22 protein-coding genes are annotated in these 16,490 nt (G+C 32.5%); 5 read left to right on the top strand and 17 right to left on the bottom strand.

Going from position 1 to position 16,490, the window contains the following annotated elements; translation table 4 throughout:
- Positions 1-82: 82 nt before the first annotated feature.
- Positions 83-673, bottom strand: a complete 591-nt coding sequence (locus tag A6V39_RS00955; RefSeq protein ID WP_187149803.1) for a hypothetical protein — start codon at positions 671-673, stop codon at positions 83-85.
- 140 nt (positions 674-813) lie between these two features.
- Between A6V39_RS00955 and A6V39_RS00950 the strand changes: the two genes are divergently transcribed.
- The gene (locus A6V39_RS00950; RefSeq protein WP_187149802.1) at positions 814-1,959 is read left to right on the top strand and encodes a hypothetical protein; all 1,146 of its coding nucleotides are present in this window, start codon (positions 814-816) and stop codon (positions 1,957-1,959) included.
- Between the two features lies 1 nt (position 1,960).
- Here the strand turns inward: A6V39_RS00950 and A6V39_RS00945 are convergent, their stop codons facing one another.
- Genes A6V39_RS00945 through A6V39_RS00925 form a run of 5 tightly spaced genes read right to left on the bottom strand, consistent with a single transcriptional unit; the run spans position 1,961 to position 4,672 of the window.
- Positions 1,961-2,644: a hypothetical protein gene (locus A6V39_RS00945; protein WP_187149801.1), complete on the bottom strand. Its 684-nt coding sequence runs from the start codon at positions 2,642-2,644 to the stop codon at positions 1,961-1,963.
- A 3-nt stretch (positions 2,645-2,647) separates the two neighbouring features.
- Positions 2,648-3,295 carry a hypothetical protein gene (locus tag A6V39_RS00940; protein ID WP_187149800.1) on the bottom strand — a complete coding sequence of 216 codons (648 nt, stop codon included), beginning with the start codon at positions 3,293-3,295 and terminating at the stop codon, positions 2,648-2,650.
- A gap of 1 nt (position 3,296) precedes the next feature.
- The gene (locus A6V39_RS00935; RefSeq protein ID WP_187149799.1) at positions 3,297-3,677 is read right to left on the bottom strand and encodes a hypothetical protein; all 381 of its coding nucleotides are present in this window, start codon (positions 3,675-3,677) and stop codon (positions 3,297-3,299) included.
- Positions 3,667-4,290, bottom strand: coding sequence for a hypothetical protein (locus A6V39_RS00930; protein ID WP_187149798.1), 624 nt, complete (start codon positions 4,288-4,290; stop codon positions 3,667-3,669). The genes A6V39_RS00935 and A6V39_RS00930 overlap by 11 nt, the downstream gene beginning before the upstream one ends.
- Before the next feature lies 1 nt (position 4,291).
- The gene (locus tag A6V39_RS00925; protein ID WP_187149797.1) at positions 4,292-4,672 is read right to left on the bottom strand and encodes a hypothetical protein; all 381 of its coding nucleotides are present in this window, start codon (positions 4,670-4,672) and stop codon (positions 4,292-4,294) included.
- A gap of 152 nt (positions 4,673-4,824) precedes the next feature.
- On the opposite strand from A6V39_RS00925, the gene A6V39_RS00920 reads away from it, so the two are divergent.
- Positions 4,825-6,003 carry a hypothetical protein gene (locus tag A6V39_RS00920; RefSeq protein ID WP_187149796.1) on the top strand — a complete coding sequence of 393 codons (1,179 nt, stop codon included), beginning with the start codon at positions 4,825-4,827 and terminating at the stop codon, positions 6,001-6,003.
- 63 nt (positions 6,004-6,066) lie between these two features.
- Here A6V39_RS00920 and A6V39_RS00915 read toward each other — a convergent pair whose 3' ends face one another.
- On the bottom strand, positions 6,067-6,714 hold the full coding sequence (locus A6V39_RS00915) for a hypothetical protein (protein ID WP_187149795.1): 648 nt from the start codon (positions 6,712-6,714) through the stop codon (positions 6,067-6,069).
- 100 nt (positions 6,715-6,814) lie between these two features.
- On the opposite strand from A6V39_RS00915, the gene A6V39_RS00910 reads away from it, so the two are divergent.
- Both A6V39_RS00910 and A6V39_RS00905 read left to right on the top strand, forming a co-directional pair.
- Positions 6,815-8,083 (top strand): hypothetical protein, encoded by a 1,269-nt coding sequence (locus tag A6V39_RS00910; RefSeq protein ID WP_187149794.1) that lies wholly within the window; start codon positions 6,815-6,817, stop codon positions 8,081-8,083.
- A gap of 49 nt (positions 8,084-8,132) precedes the next feature.
- A complete protein-coding gene (locus A6V39_RS00905; RefSeq protein WP_187149793.1) occupies positions 8,133-9,356 on the top strand; it encodes a hypothetical protein in 1,224 nt (407 codons plus the stop codon).
- Between the two features lie 60 nt (positions 9,357-9,416).
- On the opposite strand, the gene A6V39_RS00900 is transcribed toward A6V39_RS00905, so the two are convergent.
- The 7 genes from A6V39_RS00900 to A6V39_RS00875 form a co-directional block, all read right to left on the bottom strand.
- Positions 9,417-10,070, bottom strand: a complete 654-nt coding sequence (locus A6V39_RS00900; RefSeq protein ID WP_187149792.1) for a hypothetical protein — start codon at positions 10,068-10,070, stop codon at positions 9,417-9,419.
- A 3-nt stretch (positions 10,071-10,073) separates the two neighbouring features.
- The gene (locus tag A6V39_RS00895) at positions 10,074-10,748 is read right to left on the bottom strand and encodes a hypothetical protein (protein ID WP_187149791.1); all 675 of its coding nucleotides are present in this window, start codon (positions 10,746-10,748) and stop codon (positions 10,074-10,076) included.
- A 103-nt stretch (positions 10,749-10,851) separates the two neighbouring features.
- On the bottom strand, positions 10,852-11,334 hold the full coding sequence (locus A6V39_RS00890; protein ID WP_187149790.1) for a hypothetical protein: 483 nt from the start codon (positions 11,332-11,334) through the stop codon (positions 10,852-10,854).
- Between the two features lie 136 nt (positions 11,335-11,470).
- Positions 11,471-11,593 (bottom strand): hypothetical protein, encoded by a 123-nt coding sequence (locus A6V39_RS05925; protein WP_281178725.1) that lies wholly within the window; start codon positions 11,591-11,593, stop codon positions 11,471-11,473.
- A gap of 34 nt (positions 11,594-11,627) precedes the next feature.
- The gene (locus A6V39_RS00885; RefSeq protein ID WP_187149789.1) at positions 11,628-12,314 is read right to left on the bottom strand and encodes a hypothetical protein; all 687 of its coding nucleotides are present in this window, start codon (positions 12,312-12,314) and stop codon (positions 11,628-11,630) included.
- The gene (locus tag A6V39_RS00880; RefSeq protein WP_187149788.1) at positions 12,298-12,993 is read right to left on the bottom strand and encodes a hypothetical protein; all 696 of its coding nucleotides are present in this window, start codon (positions 12,991-12,993) and stop codon (positions 12,298-12,300) included. The genes A6V39_RS00885 and A6V39_RS00880 overlap by 17 nt, the downstream gene beginning before the upstream one ends.
- A 3-nt stretch (positions 12,994-12,996) precedes the next feature.
- Positions 12,997-13,680, bottom strand: coding sequence for a hypothetical protein (locus A6V39_RS00875; protein ID WP_187149787.1), 684 nt, complete (start codon positions 13,678-13,680; stop codon positions 12,997-12,999).
- 66 nt (positions 13,681-13,746) lie between these two features.
- On the opposite strand from A6V39_RS00875, the gene A6V39_RS00870 reads away from it, so the two are divergent.
- Positions 13,747-14,997: a hypothetical protein gene (locus tag A6V39_RS00870; protein WP_187149786.1), complete on the top strand. Its 1,251-nt coding sequence runs from the start codon at positions 13,747-13,749 to the stop codon at positions 14,995-14,997.
- A 7-nt stretch (positions 14,998-15,004) separates the two neighbouring features.
- Here the strand turns inward: A6V39_RS00870 and A6V39_RS00865 are convergent, their stop codons facing one another.
- The 3 genes from A6V39_RS00865 to A6V39_RS00855 all read right to left on the bottom strand — a co-directional run bounded on the left by A6V39_RS00865 (position 15,005) and on the right by A6V39_RS00855 (position 16,480).
- Positions 15,005-15,451, bottom strand: coding sequence for a hypothetical protein (locus A6V39_RS00865; RefSeq protein WP_187149785.1), 447 nt, complete (start codon positions 15,449-15,451; stop codon positions 15,005-15,007).
- 178 nt (positions 15,452-15,629) lie between these two features.
- A complete protein-coding gene (locus A6V39_RS00860; protein ID WP_187149784.1) occupies positions 15,630-16,127 on the bottom strand; it encodes a hypothetical protein in 498 nt (165 codons plus the stop codon).
- Positions 16,127-16,480, bottom strand: a complete 354-nt coding sequence (locus A6V39_RS00855; protein ID WP_187149783.1) for a hypothetical protein — start codon at positions 16,478-16,480, stop codon at positions 16,127-16,129. Before A6V39_RS00855 ends, A6V39_RS00860 begins: the two co-directional genes overlap by 1 nt.
- Positions 16,481-16,490: the final 10 nt, after the last annotated feature.

Genomic DNA, 16,490 nt, shown 5'->3' with positions numbered 1-16,490 from the left:
TGTTAGATAGATAAATACTTTCTTTTATAGTGTCGATGCTAACTGATATTAAAGATACTTTCGTATGATTCGTCACAACTAATTATTTTTCTGAACACCATTCTCTTGCCCAAATAAATTTAACTTCAAATTCATTATCTGCATGTGTTTTGATGCTATCTAAAGACTTGCATTTGTTGGCTAATGTTTCTTCATCTTTAGTGCCGTTGAAAGTAACTATAATTTTATTATCTTTTGCCTCTTTTAAGAGTCTAACTTTTTCTGTTCATTTAACTTTGCTTGGTTCAGAAGTTGCTTCTCCTAATTCTTTGTATTTATTTCTAGTTAGCATTGCTTTAATTGTTTCTTCTTTAACACATCATCTGCTTGCTGAAGAATAATTTGCTTTATTGTTCAAATCAGAATTTAACAATTTTTTACATTCCTTTCTCAAGCCTACCTTATCTGTAATATTTCCAAAAGGTTTGGATTGATTTAAAGTAGCTTTGTAGGCATTTACTACTGTATCTCAATCACTATCTTCTTTTTCTAAATCTAGTACATGGTATCCCACTTTAGTTAAAGCATCTTTAATTGTTTGATGTTCTTTGGTTAATTGGTTAACAATAGCTGCACTTCCACCAACAACTCCTAAAGTGCCTATAACACTACTAACTTTTAAAGTTAGACTCATTTTGAATTTATTTGTGCTTATTGTCCTTTTAGGTAAATAACGTAAAAATAAAGATGTGCAATTAAGACTCACCCCCCCCCCTAGCCGTCAGAACAAGTGGTATTGCTTTTAGACCTAGTGTTTCTGTAGTTCTTTCTGGTATGACAGCAGCAGGGACATCTACTGCTGTCATATTTAATTTAGATAGAGCAAAGAATACTGTTGATAGTGCATTTGGGACAGTTAAGCAAGTATTTTTGAACAGTTATTTGTATGATGGAATAAAGAAAACGGGAGATACACTCAAAGATTGATTTACTGTAATAATTAACTCTAAAGATGACTTTAGAGAATGAGTAAAGAATTATTTAGGTGCAGATGGTCTTAAATCTGGAGCAGTAGATCTATATCGTAAGCTTTATGATTGAGGAGGAATAGTTTATCGATGATTTAGAGATAAGTTCTTAGTCTTTATTTCAAATATTCCTCAGATGGTTAAAGATTGGAAGAAAATAAGACTTTCATTATTTAAATGAGGTACATTCTTAGGAGGTGGAGGGGGTTCTGCACTTTGGGCTATGTTTAGTAGTGGGGCAAATTTTGATAAGTTAGGTGAATTAATGGGTAGAGATGATTTTGAAGATATGATGAATGACTTTAATAAGTTAGTTCAAGATAATGAGGATTCCTTCAAAGAAATGGGGTCTGAAGGCATCCAAGATATTATTCAGAAATATTTAGATAATCCAGAAGAAGCAAAACAAGCCGCTAAAGAATTAATTAAAGAACAAGAAGAGAAGAATAAAGAGAATGAGCAAAAGAAAGAAGAGGAAAAAGAGCCAAAAAAAGAATTAAGTTCAGAAGAGATTCAAGATAAATTTAATCCTAAAAAAGGAGGCAAGCCTGAAACGCCTGGCGCTGTCTTTAATAGTATGGTTTCAAAAGGAATAGAAAAAATGCTCGCTTCTAAGCATGCTTCTTCTTTTGATAGTCCTATTAAGTCTATAGAGTCAGAAATAGAAAATGGAATGAGAGAGTATATTTCTGCTATTGAAGAAGATTTAAAGAAAACAGCAGCCAAAAATTCAAAAGTATCTAAGGCAAAACAAGATTTCCTTGATACTATTAAGGATGCAAAAGAACTATTTATTAAATCTCTTGCAAAATCTGTAACTCAGGCTTATCAAATAAGCGATAGTAGAAAACCAGAAGATTTAAAGAAAAAATTAGCAGAAGTACTTACAATACCTTGTTTAGATGGAGATGATTGTAACGCTGATGGATTAACTGAAGTATTGACTAAGTAATCTATTTAGTACATCACTTTATGTATTTCAGATAACGTTCATCTTCTTCATGTTTGAAATGTTTGGTTTTTGAAAATCTACATCATGCTCTTAATTTTCCTGCATCGTTAAAGTTTTGGACAGCAATATCATTACCCTCTCTGTCTTGAGTTATTTCCTTTATTAAATCCTTATTTTGACTATCCTTGTATTTATTTACTTTTTCTGTTCATTCATCTTCGCCACCAGTTGTGCCTGTAGGATCCGAATCATTTAAAGCAACTTTATCCTTGCCTATTAAATCTTTGATAGTCTTAGGTTCTGTGCATCATGCAGATACTCTTTGATAATTATCATCTTTAGCGCTTGTGAATTGCTTTGAAGAATTTTCAGAACATCAAGACTTTAATTGTTCTTCCTGAAGATTATTTTTTTGTATTGTTTGTCCATTAATGGATATTAATAATCCATCTCCTTCTGAAGAATATTTACTTACTAAAGTCTTTCAATGAGTTGAGAGTTGAGGAAGTAAGCTTCTTCCTTGTTTTTTCAGATGGGCTTCATAGTTGTTACTATTATCAAGCGCTAATTCTTGTGATTTATTTGAAAAATCATCTTTTGAAAAATGTAAATATCCCGCTATACCAGCTCCTGAAGCAGTTCCTATACCTACTGTAGCAACGCCAACTTTTGTTAAATTACTCATTATTTAGGAGTTATTTTCTTTCAAAACTGAGCACCATTGTTTTGCTAAATTAAATTTATCTACGAACCCTTGGCTAGTTGTCCTTAAAGCATTTATTGTTGCACATCTTCCTTTGATTTCCTTAATTTTTTCAATTTCATCAGAATTACTTAATTGAACTGCTAAACTTGTTTTTGCACCACTGTTATTTGGCAATCCTAATAGTCTAATTTTTTCATTTCAAGCAATTTTGTCATTTGTTTTGCCAGTCTCTGTAACATCAGTATCAAGTAATCTATATCTACCTTTTTTGTTTCCTAAAATATCACTTATTTTTTCTGGTTTAACGCATCATTGTATTGCTAAGCCGTAATTAGTATTTTGTTTATCTTCTTTATCTAGAATTTCTTTGCATTTTTTCTCTAATCATTCTTCATTCTTTGTTTCTCCTGCTTTAACTTGAAAAACATTCTTATTTGATGTTTTGTCATACTCTCCAAATATCTCTGTTCATTCGGTAGCACTTATTGAAGTATTAAAGCCTTCTGAAGTTAATTTAAATTTAAGTGAAGAGGTATCTTCTGAACTAAGCATATGAACACTTAATCCTACTCCACCTCCTACAGCACCAACGCCAGCCACTGTTAAAGCTATCTTAGTTGCAGAAGGCATATTATCTAGAACATCACCTTATAAAATTGGTGTATCTTGTGTCATTTTGATCTTTCGCAGGAGAGTTAAATTTGCTTTCACAAGCACTGACAAAACTATCAGGAACAGCATCTGTTGCGTTTTTTGTGTCTCAATCATCTAACTTTCATTCGTCTTTGCCCTTTTCTTTACCTTTAGGAGTGTTGTCTGTTTTGTAATGGCCTCAACCTACTGTTCAAGTACCATTACTCTTATTAGATTTATTTAAGAATGTTTTTCCTTTTGCATGTATATCTGTCAGTGCTTTAATAGTGCTTTCTTGGTTAAGATAGATTAAACTACCAGCACCAATACCAATCACTACCCCAGTTCCTCCAACTCCTATTAGAACTTTAGTTAGCATTTTTCTTTATTGAACATCAATCTCTTGCCTGAATAAATTTCTTTTCAAATTCATCATCTGAATGTGTTTTTGTATCTGCCATTTTTAAGTTTCCACAGGCAGTCTCTAATTGAGAAACTTCACTAGTACTTCCACTATTAAAGGTAGTAATAATTTTGTTGGTTGATGTTGTATCATTCTTTAAAGCAGTCACTTTTGCTTGTCATTTTTCATTATTTCCACTAGCACTACTTGCGCCTATTTTTTCATATTCATTTCTAGTTAACATGGCTTCAATGGTTTCTTCTTTAACACATCATTTCTTAATTACTGAATAATCAGTTTCTTTTTTAAAATCGGTATCTAATAAAGCTTTACACTTTTTCTTTAAAGTTGGTAAATCAGCAACGTTAGTATCAAATTTTTTGCTACCTTCTGGTTTTGCTCTGTACGCATCAAATACTTTTTGTCATTTTTCTGTTAAATCACTGTCTTTAAGAACGTAATATCCTATTTTTTCAAGTTCATTTCTTACTGATTTAGAGTTACCAGAAAAGCTGTATGCTAGTACCGCACCTCCTCCGGCTAATCCAGCAACTCCAATAGTACTACCAACTTTTAAAGTAAGTCCCATATTACTTAGTTACTGAACATCAACTTAAAAATTGTTTGTATTTTTGGTCTTGTTTATTTCTGGCTTTATCTTTAGTCTTATTGCTACATTCTGTAATTAAGCTTTCAAGTGTGTTTGTTTCTCCTTTTTTTGTGTTTCAGTCCTTTAATTTCCAAGCATCTTGACCTCCCCCTTTACCATCATTGTTTTCTTTGTATTTCTTTCAGGCTTCTGTTTCTGTATTCTTATCTGTAGTAGTTATTAATCTTCTTGACGGAGTTTCGGAGTTGAGTAAATCAAAATAAGTACTTTCACTAGTTAAATAATGATAACTACCAGCAATAGCACCACTTGCTAAGCCGACAAATATAGCTCCACCAGCTATTTTCCCCGCAACTATCATATCTATATTACTTAACTTTTAAAAACTGAGACTATATTCCTTTATTTTTCATATCTCTAATTAAATAATGTGTTTAAGTTTCACCCCCCCCCCTAGCAGCCAAAATAACTGGTTCAGGGCTTAAACATAGTTTTTCTGCAGTCTTAACTGGAATGACTGCAGTCGGAACATGCTCAACCATTTCATTTAATTTAGATAAAGCAAATTCTATTGGTAAAGCTTTAGAGCCAATTAAGAATACATATATCTTTAACTTATTTTCAAAAGGTATTTTTAATTTAAATAATACATTCAAAGATTGAGGTGGTTCGATATTCAATTCCAAAGATGCATTTATCGATTGATTAAATCGTTATTTTGATGTAAATGGATTTAAAGCAGGAGTTGTAGCTCTTTATGAAAAGTTACATAATTGAGCAGGAATAGTTTATCGATGATTTAGAGATAAGTTTTTAGAATTTGTAGGAAATATTCCCAAAATAGTTGAGAACTGAAAACAAATAAGATTATCTCTATTTAAATGAGGTACATTCTTAGGAGGTGGAGGGGGTTCTGCACTTTGATCTATGCTGGGCGTAGGAGCTAATTGAAGTAAGTTAGGTGATTTAATGGGTCATCCTGATTTTATGGAAATGATGAATGATTTTAATCAATTAGTTCAAGATAATGAAGAAGCCTTTAAAGAGATGGGACCAGAAGATGTTGAAGATATTTTGCAAAAGTATTTAGATAATCCAGAAGAAGCAAAACAAGCTGCTAAAGATTTATTACAGGAACAAAAAGAGCGAAAAGAAAAAGAAGAGAAAGATAAAGAGAATAAGTCACAAGAAGAGAAGAAAGACGAAGAAAAGCAGGAAAAATCAAAAGAATTAAGTGTTGAGGAAATAAAGGAGAAATTTAATCCTTCACAGGCAGGACAACCACCTACAGTTCCGGCCGTATTTAGTAATATGGTTACTGAAGGACTAAAGAAACTTCAATCTTTATCTTATTTTTCTTTTGGTGGATCAAATTTAGAAATTGAATCTAAAGCAAAGGAAGGCATGGAAAAATATTTAGAATCTTTGAAAAATGATGTTGAAAAAGAGAAAGCTAAAAGATCTAGAAAACCTTCAGTTAAGTCAGAATTTTTAGATATTATTGCTCAAGAAAAAGAAGCGTTGGTTAATGCTCTTGCTACCGCTGCTGTTAAAGCCTATAGATCTTCAGAATCGCTAAAAATAGAGGCTTTAACTCAAAAATTCATTGAAGCACTTACAATTCCATGCGAAGGAGGAAAAGATTGTGATGCAGATGAATTAGTTAAAGCTTTATCAAATGAAAAGAAATAATTAATGTATTAATTTAAATAAATCAAAGGTTTTCCTTGTCTGATTCTAATGAATTATTAGGTATTAATTTTTGCAATATTCTTTAACTTCTTTAAGGGTTTCATCACTTTCCCCAGTTCAAATTTTCTTGTAGGAATCAATACATCATTTATGCATAGCTTTTTTGTCTGCGTGCTCGTCTTCAGTGCTACTTGTTTTTTTGTGAATCTCTTTCAACTCGCTTGATAAAGTATTTTCTGGTTTCTTTTTTAAAGCTGCGTGAGCAGTGCCCCATTTTTGGTCTGTGTTTGGAGTGTCGGCACTAATTTTTCCAGTTCAATCTTTATCCCCTACTTTTCAAGTACAAAATGTCTCAAAATTTTGATAATTAGTACTTGTTACTTCAACGCTAGTACTATTTGTATTACACCATTGTTGCAAATCTTTCCATCCTTTTCCGGTCTTTAAACTAGTTAAATCGGCCGGTAAATTGGTGATGGCTTCACTTAGTTCTTTAAGTCTTGTAGTTCACTGTGTTTGTTCTGTTTCTCCGGTTAAACTAAGAACAGAAACTCCTAGTTTGTCTTTGAAGCTAACAGAATTATTTAATGAAGTTTGTTCTTGATTGCTTTCTGTATCTGCTTTATTAAATTCATAAATTCCATAAGTAGTTGCACCTCCTACAGCACCAACACTTGCAATTGCTATACCTGCTTTTCCTAAAGTTGTCATTTAGTCTTAAAACTTACTATTGTTATTTAAAAAAGTCTTATCTTTTAGGAACAAATTTAATTAGTTCCTCATACTTTTATGAAAATAATGTAATCTGCTTGTGCAGTTAAATCTCACCCCCCCCCTAGTCGTCAGAACTTTTGGAGCCAACTTTAATCAAATATTATCTGCTACCTTTACTGGATTAACTGTAGCTGGAACTTGTTCTGCGGTTGTATTTAACTTTGCACAAGCTCAAAAATCATTAGGTAGTGCTTTTGATCCTTTAAAGAAAGTATGAGAAGCTAGTTTTCTTTCTTCAGGAATTAATAAATTAGGAGATACATTTAATAGTTGGGCACAAGCTATTTTTGGATCTAAAGATGATTTTCGTAGTTGATTGCAACGTTATTTAGGAATTGATGGAGTTAAATCTGGTGTTTCTGAACTCTATCATAAGCTTGTTGCATGAGCTACCATAGTCTACGAATGATTTAGAGATAAATTTATTAAATTCATAGGAAATATCCCAGATATGGTAAAGAACTGGGATAAATTGAGATTGTCTTTATTCAAATGAGGTACATTTTTAGGTGGAGGAGGCGGTTCCGCTTTATGAGCTATGTTTGGATCTGGAGATAACTGAGGTAAGTTAGCAGATTTAATTGGTAATCCTGAATTTGAGGGAGTAGTAGATAAGTTTTCTAAGTTAGTTGAAGAGAATGGTGCAGCATTTTCAGAAATGAATGAAGAGGAGGCAAAAGAAATGTTTGAAGCAATCTTAGATGATCCTAAAGAAGCAGAGGCGCTTTTAGGTGAGTTGTTAGACGAACAAAAGGAGAAAAATGAAAAGAAAAAAGAGGAACTAAAGAAAGAAGGCAAAGAAAATGAAGAGCCTAAAGAAGAACTAGAGAAAGAAGAGATTGTTGAGAAATTTAAGAATTCTGGTGGTGGTTCTCCTAATAATCCCACAGAGGCATTTGGAGATATGGTAGGAAGTGCCTTGCAGGGCATGGTGGATATATCGCCAACTAAGTTATGAGATACAGATATTGCACATACTGCAAAAACGAAAATGAAGGAATATATTGATACTCTTAGAAAAGATGTTGAGAAGAAAGCAAGAAAATCAGATGTAAAACAGAAGTTCTTAGATGCTATTAAAGATAATGAAACAGCATTTATATTATCCCTTGCAGAAGCTGCCAAAAAAGCTTTTGAGGCAATTAAAAAACCTAGTCAACAAGTTAAATATGAAGATTTAGCAAAGAAATTTGGAGAGATTTTAGAAGAGGAATTTACAGTTGAAGCTACTGATGGAGACGGAGAGGAGGGCATTTCAATAAGAGAAAAAGTTCCATCAACACCACCCAAGAAAAGTAGGAAGTAAATTTACATAGATATCAAGAAGTAAAAATAATAAGCGCCATATTACTTTTTTGTATTTAAGACTCACCCCCCCCCTATACACTAGGGTTGCTAGTTCTGGATTGAGGCAGAGTTTATCTGCTGTTTTGTCTGGAATAACAACAGTTGGAACTTTAACAGCAGTTGCATTAAATGCTGGTAGTTCAAAAGATTCAATTATTCAATCACTTGAGCCAATTAAGAAAGCATTACTTAATGATGTTCTATTAAGTGGGATAAGTAAAGTAGGAGATACACTATATCAATGAGGAACAGCAATTGTTGCTACTAAAGACGATTTCAAAGTATGATTACATAATTATTTAGGAGCTGATGGTCTTAAATCAGGAGTTGTAGCTCTTTATGAAAAACTTTATGGTTGAATTGAAATAGTCTACACTTGGTTTAAAGACAAGTTTATTGATTTCGTAAAGAATATTTCCAAAATAGTTGAGAACTGAAAACAAATAAGACTATCTCTGTTTAAGTGAGGCACATTCATAGGTGGTGGCGGGGGAGGAGCATTGTGAGGAATGTTTAGTAGTTTTGATAATTGAGGAAGGTTATCTGAATTAATGGGTAATGAAGACTTTACAGGGGCAGTGGAAAAGTTTGCTGAATTGGTGGATAAGAATTCAGATGCTTTCAAAGATATGGGAGAAGAAGCAATGAAAGAAATATTAGAGAAAATTATGGAAGATCCTAAAGAAGCAAAAGAAATAGCTAAAGAATTATTGGAAGAACAAGATAAGAAAAATGAAGGCAAAAGGGAGGAAGATAAGAAAGAAGAATTAAAGAAAGAGCAAATACATGAGTCTTTCGCACAACCTAAAGGATCTCCAAAAAATGAAGGTGAAGTATTAGGTTATTTAATGGGTAATGCTATTCAAGGATTAACTAACTTATCTTCTTTTGAAGGAGCCATTGAATTTAAGGCTAAAGAGGCGATGAATAAATATATGGCACATATCGAAGAAGAGGCCAAAAAAGATACTAAGGTAGGAAGAGCAAATAAAGCTTTCTTAGATGCAATAAATGGAAAAAAAGAAGAATTGATAAGAGAACTAGGTAAAGTAGCTGAAAAAGCTTTCCGTAAGACAGAAAAGACAGGTAAGATAGAATTTGAAGTTTTATCTAAAGCTTTTGAAGAAGCAATGCAAAGTACGTTTACAGTTCCTATTAAAGACGGAGAAGATAGTAGTAATGCTGTAAGTTTGGAAGGAGTAGTTCAAAAACCTAAGGTAAGTAAATCTTAGCTTGCAAATACTTAAATTATTGTCAAAGCAAATAAATTCAGGAATTAGTAATTCTTTTTATTACTTTGTAACAGCACATCATTCTTTAACTTGGGTAAGTACTGTATTGAATTTTTCCTCAGTGGTCTTAACTTCTGGTGTAGTTAATTCTTTACATTCTGCTTTTAAAGTTTCAACATTTGCGGAAGTAGCTTTCATTTTTTCTCTAAGTTCTTTAAATTCATCAGTCGCTTGCTTTAGGTCTTCAAATTTTTTGTTTCACTTTTCTGCCTCTCCTTCCACAACTTGTGTTGCATTTAATAATTTATGTGTCTTTTCTAGGATCTTATTAACAGTAGTTTCTTTAACACATCATTGCCTTGCTAATAAGTAATTCTTATCGTCATCTTTCTTTAATGCAACTCTACATTTGTTACGTAGTCCTGATTCTTCTGTACTAACTTCTGGGCTTCCGGAAAAAGTTTTGGTTTGAGCCTTTCGATAAGCAGATAATACAACATCTCAACCAGCTGATCCTGCTTTTTCAGTATCCAATAATTCATATCCTTCATCTGTTAATCTGCTACTAATGAAAACTACTTCTTTTGGAGGGTCTACTTTTTGTGCTTTATCACTATCACTATTAATGTTAAATAAACCTCCTGCGTAAGCTCCTACTCCACCAATAGTTCCAACAACTGCTGTCGTCGCAATTGATTTTCCTATTAGTGTCATTTGTTATTGTTCATCAACAGAACATCATTCTCTAGCTAAAGCAAAATTTGTCTCAAATTTATCGTTTGTTGTTTCAATAGTGTCGGTCTCTAGTGCCTTGCAACCAGCTTTAAATGCTTTAATGTTGTCACCAACTTCTGTTTCTTGATCCTTTATGTTTCCGCTAATGGAAGCAAACTTACTCTTATCCTTCTTTAACTCTGCAATTTTCGCTTCTCAATGTACTTTCTCCCCCTCTACTTCAGACTCTTCAAAATTTAATAGTTTTCTTTTTCCTTTCTTAAGAACTTCACTTATTTTTTGTTTCTTAACACATCATTGCCTTGCTAAAGGGTAATTAGTATCTTTTTCTTTATCTAATATATCTTTACAATTGTTTCTTAGTGATTCTTCAGATTTATCTGCTTCTTGCTTCTTAGTAAATGACTTAACTGTTGCTTTTTTGTATTCCTCCAATACTGCTTTTCATTCAGGACTATCTTTACTAGTGTCTAAAACTTCAAAACCCTCTTTTTCCAAGCTACTTCTATTACTTACCTTTACTATTATTGTTGCAGCAGACTTTGTTTCTTGTGCTTTACTACTACTACTACTAAATAAACCTCCAGCATAAGCACCAACCCCACTAATTGCACCAAATGTGGATATTAAAGCAACTGCTTTACCAGCTTGTGTCATTATCTATATGTTTTCTTCTTTTATGAAAATATGTTAATTTCAATAAGTTATTTCAAATATGTATGGATAGTGGAAAATGTAAATTTCAAACCCTTTATTTAAATTATCTTTTTGTGTCTTTATTTTCAAGGTGTTTTCTGTAATTATTTCAATTTCCGTAACAGAATCCTTTCTCCACTATAAAGACGGGAACACTAATTTCCGTAGTTTCTTTATCTTTAAGTTTTAAATATTCTTTCTCACAAAAACCTTTAACTTTTTCAATATACTCATCACTTAAGTTTTCTGTTTCCACTTCTATGCGTTCGGAAGAATCATCAACGCCTTTGCCTATTCCAAATTGTATTGTAAGACTATCATAAGACATTAATACTTCTTTTCAAATGGAATTATCATCAGTGGACTTTAGTGCGCTAGGGCCTCAAAATCTGTTTAACACATCAGAAACTTTCTCTTTTTTGACACATAAAGAACCAGCAAAAGCAAAAACTCGATAATTTTCTAAATTTCTTCCTCCTCCAGAAATTTTGGAGAAATCGTAATTGAAAAATTCTTCACATTTTTGCTTTAGTTTCTTAATGTCCATTGTGCTAAGGTCAATGTTAATGTCAGGATCTGACAAGCGTTTATTCTCCCCTTTATTTATTGACTCCAATATAGAATCTCATCCTTCTTCGGAATTAGTGTCTAAAGGAGATAAATGACTAACAACTAAGAGATCTTTAAAATCTTTGCTTGTCTGCTTGTCGCGAATTTCCTAATAACCCACTAGCAAAAGCCACACCACCCCCGATTGCACCTAAAAGAGCAACAAAAATAGATGATTTAATAACAGGAAAAGCCATTATTTAAACAATATCTTAGCCTAACTAAAATTTGTTATTTATCAACATAACAAAATTCTTTAGCTAAATAGAAATTATCTAAGAATTTATCATTAATAGTTTCAAGAGTATTTATTTGTAAGGCTTCACAACCTTTTTTAAGAGTTTCAATACTGTTTGCATCGCTTGTTGTTATAGTAGGATTTACTGCTTTTTTAAGGGCATTAAAACCTTTATTATTTTCTTCACTCAATTTGTTTAATTTTTTTTGTAACAGGCCTTGTTCTGCTGTTTCGTTACTTGTGGCATCAAATTTCAATATTCTCATTTTTCCGTTCTCAAGAACTTTATTCATCGTTTCTTTTTTCACACATCATTGTATTGCTCTTTTGTAATTTACATTTTCGCGATAATTACCATTCTCTTCATAGTTTTGGACTAATGCCTTTTCACAATCAGATCGTAATTCATTTTCTAGTTTATTTGCTTGCTTACTACCAGTAAATGATCTTTCTGTAGCTTTTTTGTATTCTACTAGTACAGTATTTCAATCTTGGTTATTTTGACTAGTATCTAGTATTGTAAATCCTTCTGCTTCCAGAATCTTCTTAAATGTAGTTTTGACTATTGTTGTTTGTTGTGGTGTTGTTGATTTATCAAATAGTCCACCTGCATAAGCTCCAGTCAAACCAACCCCACCAAGAGCAGCAGTAGCTATTGCTGATTTACTTGCTAAGTTCATTTGGGTTTTGTTTTACAGAACATAATTTTCAAGCTAGTTTGAAATTAGTTTCAAACATATCACTTGTAGTTTCCATACCATCTATATCTAATCATCAGCATTCTTTTTTAATTGCATTAATATTTTCGTTTTTTGCTCTTTCCGATTCCTCTATTGGAACACTAATATTCTTGAATTTAGTTTTATTTCTTTGAAGTTCTTTAAGTTTTCTTTCTCAAAGAGGAAAATCTCTTCTGGTTAATGTATCAACATTTAGTATTCTTCGTTTACCTCGTTTAAATACATTAATCATTTTCTCTTTCTTAACACATCATTGTCTTGCTAATGAGTAACCATGACCAGCATTAGATTTTTGCTTTAAATGTTCTGCACATCTACTTCTTAATTGTGCTTCAGTTATGTGTGCATCAGATACACCAGTAAATGATCTTGTTGTTGCTTTTCTGTATTCTGCTAGTACTTCTTTTCATTCATCACTATCTTGAGAAGTATCTAGTACTTTAAATCCTTCTTCTTCTAATTTATCTCTAAGGGGAGAACTTTTTTCTGATGTTGAGGATATTAGTATTATCTCTCTTCCATTATTAATAAATTCAAGTAATCCTCCTGCATAAGCACCTGCACCTGCACCTCCAACAAGACTAATAGCAGTTGTTGCTATTGCAGACTTTAACCGCAAATGCTATTTAATGTTGCTCTCAACAGAGCACCACTCTTTAGCAAGTGGGAAATTGTTTTCAAATTCATCAGAAGTAGTTTCTGTACTTTCCATTTTTAAATTTTTGCATCCTTCTTTAAGAACAGTAATATTTTCTCCTTCTGTAGTTTCAGTTTCCTTTATTCTGTCTTTAATAGCATCAAATTTAGTCTTATTTTTTTTCAACTCTGCTACTTTATCTGTTCAATGTTGCTTTTCTGCTGGATCTTCCGGAGCATCAAGTTTCAATAATTTTCTCTTTGCTCTACCAAGAATTATATTAATTGATTCTTTCTTAACACATCATTGTTTGGCTAACTTGTAACTGCTTTCTGTTTCTGATGTTTCTTGCAATGTTTTTGTACAATCTTCCTGTAATTGTTCTCTTGTTTTTTCTCTTTCTTGTTCTTTAGTGAAGGATTTAACAGTGGCTTTTCTGTATTCTACTAGTACATCATTTCAATCATTATTGTATTCGCTAGTAGTGCCTAATACTTTAAATCCTTCTTCTGTTAATCTGTTATTAATATTTGGTTTAGGTTTTTCTTGTATTTCTTGTGCTTTTGGCTTGTCAGGTTTATTACCAAATAAACCACTAGCATAAGCACCAACACCACCCACTGCTCCGAATGCGGATACTAGAGCAAGTGCTCTATTAGCTTGATTCATTACCTACAGTTTTATTAGTTCTTTGTAGGAAACAATTCTACTTTTTAGTAACTTAAAAGATAATAGATGCAATTAAGATTTACCCCCCCCCTAGTCGTCAGAACTTTTGGAGCTAACTTTAATCAAGGATTATTTGCTACATTTACTTGTTTAGCAACAATAGGAACATGTTCAGCAGTCATATTTAATTCTTCTCAAGCACAGCAATCATTAGGTAATGCCTTTGATCCCTTAAAGAAAGCTTTTGAAGCTAGCATTCTTTCTTCCGGATTAATTAATCTAGGCAATACATTCAAAAGTTGGGGTGAGTCGATATTTAATTCCAAAGATGAATTTATCGATTGATTAGGTCGTTATTTTGATGTAAATGGTCTCAAATCAGGAGTTGCAGAACTTTATGGAAAGCTTAAAGTATGGGTAGAGATAGTCTACAACTGATTTGCTACTAAGTTCCTTAAATTTATTGAGAATATTCCTCAGATGGTTAAGGATTGAAAAAAATTAAGACTATCTCTTTTCAAGTGAGGAACATTTTTAGGCGGAGGAGGCGGCTCTGCTTTATGAGCCATGTTTGGAACTGGAGATAATTGAGATAAGTTAGGTGAATTAATGGGCCATCCTAACTTTGAAGATATGATGAATGACTTTAATAAGTTAGTTCAAGATAATGAAGAAGCTTTCAAAGACATGGGGTCTGAAGGTATTCAAGATATTTTGCAAAAATATCTAGATAATCCAGAAGAAGCTCAAAAAGCAGCAAAAGAATTATTGGAAGAACAAGAGAAAAAGAAAGAGGAGAATAAGAAGGATTCTGAGAAAAAAGAGGAAGAAAAATCAGATGAATTAAGTACTCAAGAGATTTCAGAGAAGTTTAATCCTCAGAAGGGAGGAAATCCTGAAACTCCTGGACAAGTATTTAGCAATATGGTGCAACATAGTTTAAAGGGGTTGGTTGATTTGCCTTATTCATTATTTGGAGTAAGTTCAAACTTAATAAAAGAAAAAGCTGAGGCAGGAATGAAGGAGTATCTTGCAAATATTGAAAATGACGTAAAGACTAGAAAGAATAAGAGTTCTGAGGTCAAAAAGCAATTCTTAGATATTCTTTCAAACGAAGAGGAAAGAAAACAATTTATTGATGCTTTAGCCAAGGCCGCTATGAAAGCATATCAAGGGATAACTAATAAGAAGCCAGATATTGAAACTTTAACCGATGAATTTGTTAAGGGTCTTGAAGGATCTGTAACTGAAATTTGTAAAGATGAAAATAATTGTGAATCTGTTGATTTATCAGAGACTTTAAAAAAGCAGGGTTAAATAGTAATTAAATTGTGCAAAGAGCAATAATAGACATATAGTCTACTTTTCGTATTTCTTGGTTTCAATCGGTCCCTTTACAATAATCTATCATTTTTTGTTCTCAATCGTTGGAGTCAGAAATATTTTCAATTATTTTGATTTCTTTTGCTTTTTGTTGGTTTTCAGGATTTGAAGAAACTAGTCTAGTTCAGATACTTTTGTCTTTTTCAAAATCAACTATTTTCTTTCCTTTGTCATTTATTCATTTTGAAAGCTTTGTTTTTCCTATACAAAAGTCTTCATCAAATGATAATAAATCATCATTTGATTCGTCAAATTTAGTTTCAAAAAGTTCTTTACATTTATTTCGTAGTTCTTTTGCTGACTTTAATCCATCTTCATTGTTAGTTTCTTTTTTGTATCTTTCGAATTCTTCATCTCAAATTGGGTCATCATAATTAGTTATTTCCAACCCTCTTTTTAGAAGATATCCTCCTATTTTTCCGTTGAAGTCCGTTGAAAATATTGACTACCGAATATTCCTAAACCTATTCCGCCAGTAATAATTAAACTAGCTAGTTTAATGGCAAGAGATTTCTTGATCATTCAATCTCACAGCTTTTATTTACGCTTTAAAGAATTATTTGTTATTAAGAACGTCGTAATGAACCTGCCCCCTTAAGAAGATTAGATTCCGCAGTACACCAACTCTCTGCTAATTTTTTATTTTTTTCAAAGTCAGTATCTTTATCTTCGGTTTTTTCAAATAGCTTATTACATGCATCTCTTATATTTTTCATATTCGTAGGACCATCTTGTCTTGGATCGCTTGTTCTTCCTATTAATGCAACTATTTTTTCAGATTCATCTAAGCCTCCACTAATAAATTTTTCAATTAAACTTTGTCAACTACTATTATCTTTGTCTGTTGAAGTATCTAAAGGATGTAAACCACTATCTTTCAAAATTTGTCTCATGCTTTTTGTTGATTTTGTTCCTGTAGATTTCTTTTCGGATAGGTCGTCCTTTTGTTCGGATGGAATGGCTTTTTCATCTTTAATGGAATTGAATGCGTAATAACCACCTGCAGATGCTCCACCTACTGTAATTAAACCAGCACAAGTATTAAGTATTTTTTTAGTTTTCATTAACCACTAGCACTAGGGCCTAGAGTTCCTGAGGGTATACTAGATGGTGTTAATGTATTGCTAGGACTTTGTCCAACTGGAACGGAAGGCTGTGAAGATGGAGCTGATTCTGCCGGAGCAGAGCCACCAGCAGGGTCAGCGCTTGGACTAGGGTTTTGAGGGGTTGGAGAAACTTGTTGTCCCCTTCTAGATGTATCTACTTGATTATTTGAATTTCCTTCTGAATTAGGGTTACTATTATCTTTTTGAGTGTTTTCAGAAGATTCAGGCTTAAAGTAATAATAACATCCCGCTACACCTCCTCCTAAAGCACTAAAGCCAAGAACAGCAGAAGTAAGTAATTTAATATTCATTAATAAGTGT

The organism is Candidatus Mycoplasma haematobovis (genome assembly GCF_001645765.1).
Classification (GTDB): Bacteria; Bacillota_I; Bacilli_A; order Mycoplasmatales; family Mycoplasmoidaceae; genus Eperythrozoon_B; species Eperythrozoon_B haematobovis.
The sequence above is the reverse complement of the archived record's forward strand: the minus strand, read 5'-3'. Positions and strand labels throughout refer to the sequence as shown.